We start from the raw sequence: 16,726 nt of genomic DNA on the forward strand, positions 1-16,726 counted from the left end.
TTTTATTTATCTTTATAAGTTACACTAATTGCAGGCATATTTTTATATGTATTTTCAACATAATATGTACCATCATCTACTTTCTTCTTGAGAATTCCTAAAGATACAGAGTTAGAGTAGACAAAAGCACTATTCGCCCCCACTGAATAGATTGTAGCTCCCAGATACGGACTAAGGGCAGCATATTCAGGTTTATTATAACTTGACTTATTATGCTCGCTTGTAGCTGTTTGCACTCCCAACGGAGAGGTATATGTAAACTTAACATAACAAAGTAGAAGTCCCTTCGCTTCTTCCGGGGTATAATATTCAGGTTCAATGTAATCTATGCCGTTCGGTTTCACTGTTTTTACCAATTTACTCTTAGATATGATATTGAAATCAATAGTCGAAAAGTCAAACTCCCCCTGAGCTCGATTTAAGAATACATCATCTCCACTTTCAGCAGATGCCTTAGTCAAAACTAATGTTTTAAGTGTAGGAGGTATCTGGTAAGGTGCCATTTTACATACTCCATTCCAATAAATCTTTTCTCCATAATAAGGGGTATCTTTTACTATTGAGAAATAGTTATCTTTTCCATCCCAAAAGTCAGCTATTCCATTTTTTATATCAGCAAGGTTCTCTTTAACATATCTATTAGGATTAATAGACATTGATGTACTGCTCATATTAGGTGTAGAACTTTCTATTTTTTTCGTTTTATCAAGAGATGTCGGATCTTCCGGATTTGTAACCTGGTATGCCGTAAACCCGGCATTTACATTAGGTAAATAGCTGGGAAGAGTTTTCCATTCCGCACCAGGATCTGTCTTTCTTTCTACTCTAAACTGCAGGTTATGTTCAAAATCAAGATATGGAGAGGTGGCAATATAAATCATTCTAATCTGCATTCTGTTAGGGACATAAGTGTTTTCTGCAGATTCCTTTGTCACATTATTAATAGTTACCTCCTTAACTTTTCCCCATCGAGCATCCACATCATCAATCTGAGGAAGATCTTCTTTCGGAATAATAAACTCCCCCTCCTCATTGGCTGTGTAGGTTTTAGTCGGATCCAAGCCGGGGATTCCCTTAACTACAGCCTTTGGGGCCTTATTACCAGATTCATCATACACACGATAAGCTACTCCTCCATCGGTTGTACGGACATACTCGCCAAATTCTTGCTGCGAATAAAGCGCAATTACGTTAGGTACTCCTTTAATAATAGTAACTTCAGCACCCGGTTTGCCTGGAATACCGGGTTTTCCATCCTTACCGTCCGCACCATCTTTGCCATCCGCACCTCTCAAAAACTCCCAAAAATCACTCAAAGAGGTTTTACCACAATCCCAATCCAAAGACGGATTATGGGGATCTTTCACTTTAGGCCCAGTATTATTACAACCGGCCTCAACACTCTCTACCCACAATTCATAAGCGCTCTTTCCGTTAGCACCATCCTTTCCATTGCTACCATCCTTTCCATCGGCACCATCTTTTCCATTAGTACCATCTTTTCCATCAGCACCATCTTTTCCATTAGTACCGTCCTTTCCATTAGTACCGTCTTTGCCATCAACACCATCTTTACCATATGCACGAATACCGGTATCTTTCCCATTAATATACCAGTTTCCATTAGTACCGATCATTACCTCTGGCGATCTTCCATCTTTACCTATCGCAGCCTTTCCGGTATCTTTCCCATTGATTACCCAGTTTCCATTTTCTCCAATTGTAATAGTAGGTGTTGTTCCCGCAACTCCCTCTTCACCTCTGGAGGGTCTTCCTGTATCTACCCCATCAATCAGCCAGTTACCATTATCCCCAATCGTAACAATCGGTGGAACAGCATCTTCACCATTTCGTCCGTCCCTGCCCTGTGCGCGTATTCCAGTGTCCTTATTACCAATCCACCAATTCATATTATCTCCGATATGAGGTGTCTGGCCATTCTCACCACTCGCTCCTGTCAGATAATACCAAAAATCTCTAAGATTATTTTGAGATACGGGCCATTTACTTCCCGGACGGTGAGGATTATCTAAAGTACCTGTAGCTACATCCTCTCTCCAAAGTTCAAAAGCATTTTTTCCATCCAGACCGTCTTTACCTTTTAAGTACTTAAAAAAATCAGTTATCTCAGTCTCTTGTTTAGGCCAGGATATCACTCCATTCTCTACATTCTCTTTCCAGAATTCGTAAGCCGACATTCCTCTATCACCTTTAGGACCTTTGGGCATCGTAATATCCACTTCTGTGCAAGCCCACCCTAAAATAATGGTTAAGATATAAACCATTAAATGTAATAATTTAGCATTGTTCATTTTGTTTATCAATAAAATGTATAAAATAATTATATAAACGACAGTTGACAATACAGATATGGGGATAAAAAGTCATATTATCAGAACCGCGTTTAATAAGTACGTACTTTCTGATGCAAAAGTAATATCTTATAAACTCTTATATTTATATAAAAAAGAACACTATTTATATGTATCAGACAATTTCAGAATACCGGCACTATAATTGGCTAACTATTAAATAGCCGCAATGCATCCTGAGGAAAACAGAAGTAACATAAACCTCTATACAACAAATAAATACAATCTATAAGCAAACTATTACTTCCTATAAACCGACGAAAACAACATATGATTTCCATCCCCGGAAGTTATATCATAAAGCCCTTTTAGGGAAAATATAAAGGAGCTGTCGTCGCTAACAGAAATCAGTCAAATGAAGCAATACCCCCTATTTATACTATTCTGATAGAATTGGGTGGTTTGTTATATACCAGAAGAAAACACGAAAAAGGCACACGACCAATAATGTCAGAATAAAAGATAAAAACGATTAATGCAAGGCAAACTGAAACTGGTAGATAAAATCCTAAGAAATGAGGATTGCCCGCTCTGGAAACATGGTCTACCTTTGCCGCAAATTCTAAAAATATGATAAGAAAACTATTTTTCCTCCTACCCTTTTCCACAATGGTTTCAGCTAATGAACCCGATACGGTATTGGTTAAGCCTATCAATCTGGATGAAGTAACGATAGTAGGTTTTAAACAGAACAGTCCCAATCGTGAACCACTTTCTATTTCTACCTTAGATAATCGCTTCCTTAAAGAAAATGAAATATCGGGAGCTAAAGACTTAAGCTCCTTACTGCCTAATTTCTATATGCCCGATTATGGATCTAAACAAAACTCTCCGGTTTATATCCGAGGCATAGGAGCAAAAAAAGATGCTCCATCGGTGGGGTTTTATGTCGATGGAATTCCCCATTTTGAAACCTCAGCTTTCGATGTTGACTTGTCGGACATAAGTAGTATAGAGGTGTTTCGCGGGCCACAAGGCACCCTCTACGGACGTAACTCCATCGGTGGAATTATCAATATATACACCCATTCACCCCTTGATTATCAAGGTACACGTTTTCGCTTAGGATATGGCAGTTACAATGATATTCGATTGATGGCTTCAAACCATACAAAGGTAAACGAACAACTGGGCTTATCCATTAGCGGCAATTACCACCACAATGATGGCTTTTTTACAAACCTGTATACCCATAAGAAAGCGGACAAGCTTGATAATGGAGCAGGACGAATCGGACTGATATGGAAACCTGCAGCCCATTGGACCACCCGTTTCATAACTTCCTACGAGTATTCGAATCAGGGAGGATATCCATACGGATTGTACAATGCCGATAACGGAACAACAGAAGCCGTAAACTACAATGATGAAGGACTGTATCGACGAAATCTGTTGACTTCCGGGGTTAATGTACGCTACGATGGTTCCCGCATTAGTTTCAACAGCCAAACCTCCTATCAGTATATACAAGATAAAATGGGGATTGATCAAGATTTCTCGCCCCGCAATATATTCTACGGGCAAAACCGGATACGACAGCATATGTATTGCCAGGAGTTTACAGCAAAATCTGTCAATAACAGTCGTTATCACTGGATAACGGGGCTTTTTGCTTTCCGGCAAACGGTAGATAGGAAAGTTGACCTCAGTCGTTTTACAGATACCACCCGGCATCTTACTAATAGTGAGATCCCCACTCAAGGGATTGCTTTTTATCATCAATCCACACTCGATCTGTTCCAAGGTTTGTCCTGCTCTGTGGGTTTACGTTACGATTATGAACAGGCCCGATGCGATTTTTCCAAAGTGCAACAGCCGTTGGATGGTAAGGGAGAAACAAAATCTCTCGGACAATTCGACAGATCCCTTCACTTCAGCCAGTTTACTCCCAAGTTCAGCTTGCAATATCTCTCATCCCACAATCAATTGCTTTACGCTTCCGTATCCAGAGGATATAAAACCGGAGGATTTAATGTTTCTTTCCTCAACGATGACGAGTATATCTATTCACCCGAATATAACTGGAACTACGAAATAGGCGCCAAGCTATCTTTCCTGAATGGTCGACTGACAACCGACTTAGGATTGTTCTATATAGATTGGCGCAATCAGCAGATAACCAATACTATTCCGGCTGTAGGTAATATAATCCGAAACGCCGGTCGCTCTCGCAATAAAGGCGTCGAAATAAGTTTGCAGGCTCGTCCGGTAAATTCATTGGTCGTACATATGAATTATGGATATACAGATGCCCGATTTGTTCACTATAAGAAAGAAGAACGTGGCACCCTAAAAGATTATGGGGATAATTACCTGCCTATGGTCCCCTGTCACACCTTCTCTTTAACAGCCGGATATACATTCTACAACATCTGCTCCTGGATCGACCGCCTTACACTCAATGGTGGCGTATCGGCAACAGGCCCAATCTATTGGTACGAAGACAACCAAGCCAAACAAAACCTGTATGCACTGGTCAATCTGAAAATTGGTGCGAGTAAAGGAAACTTTACGTGGGAAGTCTGGAGCAAAAACCTCACCAATACCGACTATCTGAGCTACTACTTCGTGACAAGCAAAGCCTATGCGCAAAAAGGAAAACCCATCACCCTGGGGACATCTGTCAGCGTCCGTCTTTAATCAAGCAACATCAAAAAATGGAAATAAACAGATTTTTCCCACTATCCCAGAAGACACTGAACCTTGGTACGTTTTTCTGTCTATATATCGCACAGGCCATCCCGATGAGTTTCTTCTCTACTGCCATACAAGTATTGATGAGACAGGCTGATTACTCTCTTTCGTCCATCGCCTTATTACAGCTTATCAAACTTCCATGGATATTGAAGTTTCTTTGGGCACCACTCATCGACCGGCATTGCATCACCATGAAAGACTATAAACGCTGTATCATTTCATCCGAAATAGTATATGCTTTACTGATCCTTTTAGTAGGGCTACTCGACATCCAGACAGACCTTTACCTCATTATCGGATTGGTGTTTCTATCACTTGTAGCTTCAGCTACACAAGATATAGCCACAGACACACTTGCTGTACTTTCTTTTGACAAGCGGGATAAAAGTTTGGTCAACAGTATGCAATCAATGGGTAGCTTCGGAGGTACATTAATAGGAACGGGCGTGCTGCTTCTTGTTCTCCAACACTATGGCTGGCATGCAGTGATACCGTGCTTATGCATTTTCGTACTATTGGCAGTTATCCCGTTACTGAAGAATAAGCGCATGAAAATGACTGTCAAGGAATCTGCAAAGCGAGCACGACTTACCGATTTTATATGGTTCTTTGCCCGCCGCAGTATCTGGAAACAAATAGGATTCCTACTACTTTACTACGCCAGCATTATCGGCATTTTATCGGTACTGCGTTCTTACCTGGTTGATCTGGACTATTCGATGAAAGAGATAGGCATTATGATAGGCATCGTAGGTACCGGAGCCGCTTTCGCATCATCTTTTCTGGCCGGATTACTGGTTCGCAAAATCGGACGATATTATTCCAGAATACTATTCGCGATATTCATTCTGTTTACCACACTCTATTTTATGTGTATTTCGTGGACGCCTCCCTCACTCCCAATGCTCTGTTTGGGCATCGTACTATTGTGGAGTGCCTACGGTATGGCAACCATTGTGGTATATACCACTGCCATGGATTGTGTACGCAAAGGATGCGAAGGAACTGATTTTACCATTCAAACTGTACTCACACACCTAAGTGGTCTGCTTATGGCCTTTCTTAGCGGAGTGGTGGCCGACAGGGTTGGTTATCACGGTCTATTTATCTTCGAAGTCGTATTGGCTTCCATATCGCTGATCTATATCTTTTGTTTCTTCAGAAAAGAATCTCAAACTATTCATTCTTAACACATATGTATACTGAAATAATCAATAAATACAATGTACCGGTACCCCGATACACCAGTTATCCACCGGCCAATTATTTTGAACCGTTTACCAACAGCCGCTACCTGGAGGCTGTGCAGCAATCGAACAAGGTTTCAGAACGTGCGTTATCGTTTTATCTGCATATCCCGTTCTGTCGACACTTGTGTCACTATTGCGGATGCAACTCATATCCTATGGCACGTCCCGAAGTCATTGAATCCTATGTAAAGGCCTTGCATCAGGAGATGGATCAAATTCTTCCTTTATTGGACAAGAGCCGCCCGATCGCACAAATACATTATGGAGGCGGAAGCCCCACAGCCATTCCTATAGCCTTGATCAAAGAGCTGAATGCTCACCTATTATCATCATTCCGGATGATCGATCGTCCGGAAATAGCCATTGAATGCCATCCCGGATATCTTTCTGAGAAAGATTGGCTACAGTTAACCGAATGTGGTTTCAACCGTGTCAGTATTGGCGTGCAAGACTTTAACATCGAAGTCCTGAAAACAGTGAATCGCCGCCCTTCCTTAGTAGCGATGGAAGATATCTTTGCTCTGCTACGTGAAAGGGGGATAAGCATCAACCTTGACTTTCTTTATGGCTTGCCCAAGCAAACAGTAGAGAGCTTTGCCCGTAGTATAGAGCAAGCCATTTCCTTATCACCCGACAGACTGGTCACATTCAGTTACGCCCACGTGCCTTGGATCAATAAACGACAGTTGATTCTGGAGAAATCAGGTCTACCCGATAATCGTGAAAAACGGAATATGTTTGACACTGCTGCCAAGCTATTGCTTGAATCCGGTTATCAATCTATCGGAATGGATCACTTTGTACGCCCAAACGATGAACTGAGTATCGCCATGCAAACCAAAAAATTACACCGCAACTTTCAGGGTTATTGTACCCGACGCACTACTGCACAGGTATATGGCTTGGGCGTAACTGCTATCAGCCAACTCGAATCGGCCTATGCTCAAAACACGAAAGATATTCCCCACTACATCGAGACTATCGGCAAAGGCGAACTATGTATTACCAAAGGCTACGCCCTTTCTCCAACCGAGCAATTAACCAGAGAAGTGATTGAAACCTTAATGTGCAATGGATGCATCGATTGGAAAGCTCTGTCAAACCGTTTGCACGTATCAGTACCGACTCTAAAAGCCGCTACAGCCTATGATGAACAGAAACTGTCGGTCTTTGCCAATGACGGGCTGATTTACTATACTGATGACTATCTTGAGATGACAACCGAAGGTTCGGCATTTGTACGCAACGTAGCCGCTTCACTTGACAAGCTTATGCTCCATACCCCACATTCATATTCAAAACCTTTGTAAAAATGAACCAACCAGAAACAAAAAATTATCGTTTGCGAGACACGATTATCATTGGTGCAGGTCTCACCGGACTGACTATCGCCTATTACCTCACTCGCAAGGGATGTGATGTCGAAGTAATCGAACAACAATCCCGCACGGGCGGTCAGATATGTACCTACCACGAAAGTGGCTTCACCTTCGAAAGCGGACCGAATACCGGTATAATCTCTCACCCTGAAGTAGCCGAACTTCTCGAGGCACTCTCTCCAATCTGCCGTTTAGAAACAGCCCGCGAAGCTTCCAAACAACGTCTTATATGGAAAGGTAATCGTTTTCACCCTCTCCCCTCGGGACTGTTCAATGCAATTACCACACCGTTGTTCAGTACAAAAGATAAATTAAATATCCTATGCGAACCTTTCCGCTCAAGAGGAAACAATCCTGACGAAACCATTGGCGAACTGGTACAACGTCGCTTGGGCACGTCTTATCTGCATTATGCGGTAGACCCGTTCATTTCGGGTGTCTATGCCGGTGACCCCATGCGGTTGGTCACCCGTCACGCCCTCCCTAAGCTTTATCAGCTTGAACAGACCTATGGCAGCTTCATTCGCGGTGGCATTGCAAAATCGTTTTCACCCCGAAACCAACGCGATCGACTGGCCACACGAAAAGTTTTCTCTACCCATGGAGGCCTCAGTAATCTGACAGGAGCATTGGAACAGGCCATTGGAAATAAACGATTCTCATTGGGAGCTACCTCAACATCCCTGATACCTTGTGAACGTGGTTGGTTGGTTTGCTTTACAGATGCCAACGGAAAGGTCGATCAAATTCGTTGCCGGAAGGTGATAACCACCATACCTGCCTATGCCCTGCCTCCACTTCTTCCTTTTATCCCCACCGAACAAATAAACCGGATTAGCAATCTTGCCTATGCTCCCGTTATGCAAGTCTGTGTAGGTCTGCGTAATACTTATGGAAAAGAGTTCCCTGCCTTTGGGGGATTGGTTCCTTCCTGTGAACAAAAATCTGTTTTAGGTATTTTGTTTCCATCGGCTTGCTTCAGCAACCGTTCTCCAAAGGATGGCGCCTTGTATTCATATTTCCTGGGCGGAACAAGGCATCCCGAACTCCTGACAAAAAGCAATGACGAAATTACCACGTTAATTGGCACTACCATGCACGAGATGCTGAATTATCCTGTTGGAATAGTACCCGATCTGATACGCATCTTCCGGCATGAAAAAGCCATTCCCCAATACGAAAGCAGCAGCGCCGACAGGTTTACCACAATTAACGAACTACAAAAGCAATATCCCGGATTGGTATTGGCAGGAAATCTCAAAGGAGGAATCGGTATGGCCGACCGCATCAAACAAGCTGTCGAGATTGCCCGCGAAAAATAAACCTTTCTTATCGCCTACCTATATTTACAAACAGTCTGAAAAAACACCTATCAATCCTTACGACACTACTTAAAAGAAAGGATTGGGAAAGATGAAATTCATTTTCCCAATCCTTTTAAAGGTATTTATCAATACCATAATAATAACCTTTAGAGCCTCTTTAACTTTTTGACAGGAACATCAGATTTTCTTTCCTATGTAGAACACATACCCATAATATTCCTTATACTTATAGTAAAGTTGGGTCTCATGACGCTGGTTGGCAATAAAATCCACAGCAGCTTTATTACCGGCATATTTTTTCAGAAAATTCTCCTGGGCTTCTACTTGTGGAGTATAAAAATGTTCTATCCAACAGTTTTCAGGTAAAATAAAACAGGCAACAGGGATATACCCGGCCCTTTGCATTTGGGCAACCTTATTGGGAATAGTATCTATCTCAGGATAAGCATCCATCCAGAAATCATTAATCTCGGCAGGCCGTTTATCAGTAAACCAGGAAACTTCTGAGACAGCGATATAGCCCCCTATTTTCAAATATTGCCACCACTCTTTCAGCCCATGCTGAAAACCTATATTATAAATTGCTCCTTCCGACCAGATCAAGTCCAACTCTTCTCTACTGAATGGAAGATTGTCCATTGAACCTACAATTCCCTTTACCCGATCTTGTAAGCTCAACTGACTGGCATGGTAGTTGAAAATGTCTATAAAAGCAGGAAACAAATCTAAACCTATGATTTGTCCGGATGTATGCCCGGCTAATGTCATTGTCTGAGTGCCTGTACCACAACCAAGATCAGCTATACGAGAATTTTCGTTCAGATCCTCAATAAAACTAAGAGCCTTAATGGTCACTTCAGGACTGCCAGGCCCCTGTCGTTTTATACTTGAGAAATATTCGCAGATTAAATCGAAATCGAATTCGTGAATTGATTTATTATCGTTATTCATGATGCTTTAATTTATTAATGTATATATATGAAAATATCTCAGACAAAAAATATGCCTGAGCCAGAATTGCAGCATAACCTCAAACTTACGTTTAAAAGGTTATTTACTTCACGGAATCCTTCTTAAGTTTAAACATCCAAACTTTTTTAGTAGAACGCAAAGATAACCACAATTTTTATTATGACAACAGTTGAAACAAGTTTATCTTATAAGTGTTTTCAAACCATCTGGTAAACATAATGCAATAATACTTTTTAATCCGTAATAAAGGTAATAAAAGCTGTAATCCATATCCTATATCAACGAACAAAACCGACTATTTTTGCATTTGAATCAAAAAGGCAAAAACAACTGAATGATCAGTCTAATGCCGGTAAATGTGTAATCTAATAATATATGATTATGGAATATGTAAAACTGAACAATGGCATTGAAATGCCGATTTTAGGGTACGGAGTATATCAAGTAACTCCCGAAGAGTGTGAAAGATGCGTATCAGATGCTATCAGTGTAGGGTATCGGCTGATCGATACAGCCCAAGCCTATGGAAACGAAGAAGGCGTGGGAAATGCCATCCGAAAATCAAGCATTCCCCGCAAAGATCTATTTATCACTACGAAAGTTTGGATATCGAATGCAGGCTACGAAAAAGCAAAGGCATCTATTGAGGAATCTCTGCAAAAATTGCAAACCGACTATATCGATTTGCTTTTGATTCACCAACCTTTCAATGATTATTATGGCACTTATCGCGCCATGGAGGAAGCAAACAAAACAGGTAAAGTGCGAGCTATCGGAGTCAGCAATTTCTATCCCGACCGCTTTGTCGATCTGGCAGAATTCTGCGAGATAAAGCCAGCGGTGAATCAAATGGAAACCCATGTATTCAATCAACAAAGAAAACTACAGGAAGTCATGCAGGAATACGGCACAGAACTAATGGCTTGGGGACCGTTTGCCGAAGGTCGAAATGATTTTTTCACCAACGGGACTTTGGCCGCCATTGGTGTCAAATATGGAAAGTCGGTTGCACAAGTTGCTCTACGTTTCTTAATTCAGCGTGGCATAGTAGTAATCCCCAAGTCTACACATAAAGAACGTATGATTGAGAATTTCAATGTCTTTGACTTCAGTTTGACAGAAAGAGAAATGACGGTTATAGCCGCACTTGACAATGAAAAAAGTCTATTCTTCTCACATTATGATCCAGAAATGGTAAAATGGCTGATTAACTATGTGAAATAGCTGCAAAGTATATATCTGTATCTACACTTGACGATTGACATTATACAAGCAATATCCTCAGATCCTGATCAGAAAATCGTAGAAAGTCCATTTTGACTAACTATTCATTTTTCAAAAAACAGCGAAACAGGAATGAATCGGCAAGTAAGATGCAAATATTCCGCATATTTATAGGATGAAAGCCGGAAGTCGTTAACAAGAAGTTAACATCGTAAAAATAAAGAACGAACTTCTTATCAAGAGAAAATTAATATCCTGAAAACAGAAAGTTAACTTTCTGTTTTCAGGATATTAATTTCAGAAAGCAAAACAAGATCAAGTCGTGAGAAAAATGATAAACCGAACCAAAAAAAGGCAATTTTCTTCCAGAATTCAACTATAGATGAACATCTGGAGAATAGCATTTTGGAACCATTCCGCTATTTCAGCATTCAATTTTATTACAACATTCGTCAATTGCCCTTCATCGTGGGCACAATATTTCCCAAATGCAAAACGCATGAATTATGCTATTGCAAAATCCACGCGTTTTTATTCTATTTGTCATCGTCAGTCCGTAAAGAAACGTCTCTCCGCATTTCTAAAATACAAAATGACAGATTACTTTTCCGATATTCCCAAAGTCAATCCGCGGCGAGGATGGAATTTCATAAGTCTCTTCGTTACAACCATACGTGTTGCTCCCTCTCCTCCTCCGTTTTCCGATACACCACTCATTGTTTTCAATGCTACACTCAGCAATGTCTCATTCGTATTACCAAAAGGCAGATAAGTGCTTAAATAAGAATCCTCGTTATATTCATATGCAGGTTTGAAACCGTTGACATAATCCGATTTTTCTTGTACGTTGAATACATTACATACAACCAAATTCAGGATGAACCGATCCGTAGGATGAACAAAAGGCTCTGTAGCAACATATTCTCCCGCAGTTTGAGTTCCTATCAATATCACCTTCATATAAGGGTTAAGGCAATTGATAACCATCTCCGCAGCTCCTCTCGTAGCATTGGTAGTCAATACATAAACAGTAGATAAGTTGAGATTTGCACCCGACTGGATAAGTTCCGGATTGAACGTCAGATCCTGATTCGATTCTACACGTTTATCATTATACCTCAATAAAGCAAGCAATTGATTCATTTTATCAGCCGGTGCAAGCATAGTGCAGAGCAGCTGTACACAATCTAAACTGCCACCGGTGTTATATCGGAGATCTAACACAAACTCATTTACACCATCTGTCTGGAATTTCCGGAAAACTTTCCGTAAATCGTCATTATAGGCCTGGCTATCCGCTGTTGATCCCGCTTTAAACTCATTGTACATCAGGTACCCAACCGTTTTTCCATCCCAAGGGATAACATCGAAATAATGGACAGGCTTATCGGTCAAAGAACGTGAAGCAGATATCGTTGTGTCCCCTATCGGTACGACACTACCAGTTGTTTTGCCATCTTCCCCAACTATCTCTTTATATACACCTATTTGAAGCGTCCGGACACCTCCTTGTTGCAATTCCGGCTCTACCTTTTTGGTGATATAATCTCCATCCAGCATCATAATCCAATGCCCACGCTTCAATCCGGCCTCTTCGGCCGGTGACCCTGGAACAACATAAGAAATCAGAGCATTATAAGCCGTATCGTTATCAAGCACTTTATATAAGCTATAGTCGAAGCCATAGCTTGGGATAGGCTCGTCAAGCAGAGAGTCAATATTACTGAAGCCCTTATCCATGGAAGCAACAGCCTTTTTTAGAAATTCTGCCGGCTCCTGAAAGTAATCCGGAGCGGCAGGTGAAGGCATGTCTTTATACCATAAATACTCCTGACGCATCACACTATCTATCCAAATGTCACGTCCCGTCTCCGGATAATATTCCGGCCAGCGGTCTACACCACAGGAAAAAAGACTTGTCAGTATAAGGGTTCCCAATAAGGGAAGTATCAATAGTTTTCCTCTTTTCATAATCTATCAGCAATCATAATCTGCGCAAATGTAGTGAATACTTAGCTTTCATACCACTATTACGATATAAAAAAACTATCTTTGCTTTCATTCAATAACCGGATATAAAATACAAAACACCTTATTACTATGATTGTACAAAATTTAAATTTTGATCAAACGGTTGCATTGGCAAAAGCCAAAGCTGAAAAAATGATAGAAAACGGACTTTATTCACGTTTCAGGTTATCCGATAAAGAGAGATTGGATAAAGCTCTGTTAGGCTGCATCGGAGAGTTAGCATTCCAACAACATTTAAGTAATCTGGGAATTCCATTCGAATTGGATCATACAGACTTCCAATCCCATCATACCGATGAATTTGACGTAAAAGTAAACGATGCCAAAATAGATATCAAAGTGGCAAAGAAAACAACCGCCAATCCTCCATCCGACAACTGGACCTATGGTTATCCACAGGAACAGCACCCCGAAACAAAAGATTACGTCGTTGTAGGGTGGGTAGACTTCAACAGAAAAGAAGTTGGCTTTTATGGTTGGATCAGAGGAGAGCAAATAGTAAGATTTAAAGTTGTCACCCGCAATTCTTATGCCAAGTACCCTTATCTGACACCTAACCATGAATTCAAATGGGGATGTCTCACTAAAGATTTGAACGAGATTTTGAAGTAAAACGATTAGATTATCCCTGAAAAACACTCTTCATTGAAGTTTTTTTCATTTTTCTCCAGAAACTCGTAGGGTATTCTCTGTTTGAACGATCTTATATATAGGAAGCAAACTATTATTCACCCTTTAAACTCTGAAAAAGATGAAAACGCAATGGATAAAATCAATCGGATGTGTACTGGCAGTTTTGATTCTGTCGGGTGTTATTCCACTGGCAGCACAGGACAATGTGGAAAAATATACGATAGTCAGTGGCGTAATCAAGGATAAATCGAATAAAAAGAAGCTGGAGCATGTCAATGTCTCGATACCGGAAAGTAATATCGGTACCATCACCAATACTGACGGAGAGTTCTCTTTAAAAATTCCCGAATCGATTCAAGCTAAAGACATAGAAGTTTCGCATATCGGTTATCTCAATGCCCGAATCCCCCTGAAAGGAGAAAGCCTCACGGAACAGACCATTTGGCTCTCTCCTTATGCCAACTTACTCAGCGAGATTCTGGTACGGGCCAGAGATCCACGAAGCATTGTGGAAGAAGCACTTCGCAAGATTCCAGCCAACTACAGTCCGAAAAGCAATATGCTCAAGGGATTCTACAGGGAAATTGCCCAAAAAGGACGACGGTATATCAATATATCGGAAGCCGTAATAGACATTTATAAAACACCCTACAATGAAACAGCCGAACGAGACCGGGTTCAGATTTCCAAAGGGCGCAGACTGCTAAGCCAAAAGCAAAGCGATACACTGGCTGTAAAATTACTTGGAGGTCCCAATATGGCCATTTATATTGATGTAGTAAAGAACCCTGATTGCCTGTTGGCTAAAGAAGATTTATTGTTCTACGAATTTCGTATGGAAGACCCGACCAGCATCGGTGACCGGTCACAGTATGTCATCAGTTTCCGCCCTAAAGTAAAGTTGTCTTATCCTCTGTGCTATGGTACACTCTATATTGACAAGGAACGCCTTTCGTTCACGCGGGCAGAGTTCAATCTCAGTATGGATGACAAAAACAAGGCGACTCAAGCTATTCTGAGGAAAAAACCTTTCGGACTGCATTTCAAGCCGGTAGAAGTATCCTACCTGGTATCGTACAAGAATCAGGGAGACGTTACTTATCTGAGTTATATCCGGAACAACATTCGTTTCAAATGTGACTGGAAACGCAAACTCTTTTCTACCAATTACACGATCTTATCGGAAATGGTAGTGACAGACAGGGAAGAAAACAACATAACAGCCATTCCCTATAAAGTCGCTTTCAAACAAAACCATGTATTTTCCGACAAAGTGGATAACTTTACCAATGACAACTTCTGGGGAACTTATAACATCATAGAACCCACCGAATCATTGGAACATGCGGTAAACAAACTGAAAAAGCAACAGAAACAGTAACCACTTTTTTTAGTATCTTTGACGAATTCTAACTCCCAATACCCCCGATATGCTGAACGACGTATTCGTACTCACTCAAATAAAAGAAGGAAATATAAAGGCGTTTGAAACATTATTCCGCCAATATTATACTCCGCTTTGCCTGTACGCCGCCAGCATAACGGGAGAAACAGACGTAGCAGAAGAAATTGTTGAAGAATTGTTCTATGTACTCTGGAAAGACCGTGAAAAACTTGAAATCTTTCATTCTATCAAGAGTTATCTCTATCGGTCTGTACGCAACCGTTCCATCCAGTACTGCGAACACCAAGACGTCAGAAAACGCTATCAGGATGCGGTTCTATCTATTCCGGAAAATGTGGCTTCAGCCGATCCACAGGAACAGATTGAATACAAAGAACTGCAACAGCTGATAGACAAAACCCTTAAAAAATTACCGGAGCGCCGTTTCCAGATCTTTCGTCTGCACCATACAGAAGGAAAGAAGTACTCTGAGATAGCTTCCCTCCTCTCACTATCGGTGAAGACTGTGGAGAAAGAAATGACCCGGGCACTCCAAACATTACGAAAAGAAATTGAGAACTATATTCAGACATCATGAATCGAATAGAAAAAAACAAGATCAAAACAGACCGGGCGTGGAACAAGTTATATAATCGCCTGGAGACAGATGGGCTGCTACCTGCCGAGGGGCACAGCTCCGCCATACGTCCGGTTGTATGGATCAGCACAATATCGATTGCAGCAATCATATTCCTATGTATCTATCTGCCCATAACATTACGAACCGACAGCCAACCATCTACCGGTGAGTTACTGGTCAAGGCCAATAAAGAAGAGAACATACTGGTCACCACTCTTGAAGATGGTTCTGTAGTCTATCTTTCCGGACAAACCTCATTGCAATATCCTAAACACTTTTCTGAAAAAAGAAGAGAGGTAAGCCTAAAAGGGAATGCCCTTTTTGATGTAGCGGGCAATCGTGCACGTCCTTTCTTCATTGAAACCGGAAAAGTACAGATTGAGGTGATAGGTACAGCCTTCCATGTAAAAAACAGTGGTAATTCTCCATTTGAGTTATCCGTCCAGCGAGGCGAAGTAAAAGTCACTCAAAAACAGAACGGACAAGAAATACACGTCAAAGCAGGAGAAACTGCCACTTTATTACAGAATAAATGGCACCTGACTGCAACCAAAGATTCCAAACAGTTTGCCCGTTATATGCAAAAGATGTGCTTTAAAGACGAACGGCTGGACAATATCCTGCATGCCATTAATCTACGCCAGTCAGAGATCCATTTAGAGAGTTCCCCGGAATTGGACGAACATTTGCTGACAGTTTCTTTTTCGGATGACTCCCCTGAAAAAATGGCCGAATTAATTAGCATGGCACTGAACCTGAAGTGTACACGTAAGCATAATGTAATCACTCTTACTAAGTAGCTCCGGAACTTAAAGAAGA

General features: G+C 41.2%; 12 protein-coding genes. 9 read left to right on the plus strand and 3 right to left on the minus strand.

Annotation, left to right across the window (positions count from 1 at the left end):
• Positions 1 to 2: 2 nt before the first annotated feature.
• Positions 3 to 2,312: a hypothetical protein gene (locus QK890_RS03210; RefSeq protein ID WP_220575524.1), complete on the minus strand. Its 2,310-nt coding sequence runs from the start codon at positions 2,310 to 2,312 to the stop codon at positions 3 to 5.
• Between the two features lie 630 nt (positions 2,313 to 2,942).
• Here QK890_RS03210 and QK890_RS03215 point away from each other — a divergent pair.
• Genes QK890_RS03215 through hemG form a run of 4 tightly spaced genes read left to right on the plus strand, consistent with a single transcriptional unit; the run spans position 2,943 to position 9,020 of the window.
• Positions 2,943 to 5,012, plus strand: coding sequence for a TonB-dependent receptor (locus tag QK890_RS03215; RefSeq protein WP_234190790.1), 2,070 nt, complete (start codon positions 2,943 to 2,945; stop codon positions 5,010 to 5,012).
• Positions 5,013 to 5,029: 17 nt separating this feature from the next.
• A complete protein-coding gene (locus tag QK890_RS03220; protein ID WP_022012200.1) occupies positions 5,030 to 6,259 on the plus strand; it encodes an MFS transporter in 1,230 nt (409 codons plus the stop codon).
• Positions 6,260 to 6,264: 5 nt separating this feature from the next.
• Entirely contained in the window at positions 6,265 to 7,629 is a 1,365-nt protein-coding gene (gene hemN / locus QK890_RS03225) for an oxygen-independent coproporphyrinogen III oxidase (protein WP_234190789.1), read from the plus strand.
• 2 nt (positions 7,630 to 7,631) lie between these two features.
• Positions 7,632 to 9,020 carry a protoporphyrinogen oxidase gene (gene hemG / locus QK890_RS03230; RefSeq protein ID WP_234190788.1) on the plus strand — a complete coding sequence of 463 codons (1,389 nt, stop codon included), beginning with the start codon at positions 7,632 to 7,634 and terminating at the stop codon, positions 9,018 to 9,020.
• A 180-nt stretch (positions 9,021 to 9,200) separates the two neighbouring features.
• Here hemG and QK890_RS03235 read toward each other — a convergent pair whose 3' ends face one another.
• A complete protein-coding gene (locus QK890_RS03235; protein WP_005776720.1) occupies positions 9,201 to 9,974 on the minus strand; it encodes a class I SAM-dependent methyltransferase in 774 nt (257 codons plus the stop codon).
• A 402-nt stretch (positions 9,975 to 10,376) separates the two neighbouring features.
• Between QK890_RS03235 and QK890_RS03240 the strand changes: the two genes are divergently transcribed.
• Positions 10,377 to 11,219: an aldo/keto reductase gene (locus tag QK890_RS03240; protein WP_234190787.1), complete on the plus strand. Its 843-nt coding sequence runs from the start codon at positions 10,377 to 10,379 to the stop codon at positions 11,217 to 11,219.
• Positions 11,220 to 11,819: 600 nt separating this feature from the next.
• On the opposite strand, the gene QK890_RS03245 is transcribed toward QK890_RS03240, so the two are convergent.
• A complete protein-coding gene (locus tag QK890_RS03245) occupies positions 11,820 to 13,190 on the minus strand; it encodes a S41 family peptidase (protein WP_367627193.1) in 1,371 nt (456 codons plus the stop codon).
• A gap of 129 nt (positions 13,191 to 13,319) precedes the next feature.
• Here QK890_RS03245 and QK890_RS03250 point away from each other — a divergent pair, with 129 nt between their 5' ends.
• The 4 genes from QK890_RS03250 (at position 13,320) to QK890_RS03265 (ending at position 16,707) form a co-directional block, all read left to right on the plus strand.
• Positions 13,320 to 13,862, plus strand: coding sequence for a hypothetical protein (locus QK890_RS03250; RefSeq protein ID WP_022012205.1), 543 nt, complete (start codon positions 13,320 to 13,322; stop codon positions 13,860 to 13,862).
• A gap of 139 nt (positions 13,863 to 14,001) precedes the next feature.
• Positions 14,002 to 15,264: a carboxypeptidase-like regulatory domain-containing protein gene (locus tag QK890_RS03255; protein ID WP_032530249.1), complete on the plus strand. Its 1,263-nt coding sequence runs from the start codon at positions 14,002 to 14,004 to the stop codon at positions 15,262 to 15,264.
• 49 nt (positions 15,265 to 15,313) lie between these two features.
• Positions 15,314 to 15,865: an RNA polymerase sigma-70 factor gene (locus QK890_RS03260; RefSeq protein WP_005808756.1), complete on the plus strand. Its 552-nt coding sequence runs from the start codon at positions 15,314 to 15,316 to the stop codon at positions 15,863 to 15,865.
• Positions 15,862 to 16,707 carry a FecR family protein gene (locus QK890_RS03265; RefSeq protein WP_022012207.1) on the plus strand — a complete coding sequence of 282 codons (846 nt, stop codon included), beginning with the start codon at positions 15,862 to 15,864 and terminating at the stop codon, positions 16,705 to 16,707. Before QK890_RS03260 ends, QK890_RS03265 begins: the two co-directional genes overlap by 4 nt.
• The last annotated feature ends 19 nt before the right edge of the window (positions 16,708 to 16,726 follow it).

Source organism: Bacteroides sp. NGMCC 1.200775, from assembly GCF_040798045.1.
Lineage (GTDB): Bacteria > Bacteroidota > Bacteroidia > Bacteroidales > Bacteroidaceae > Bacteroides > Bacteroides hominis.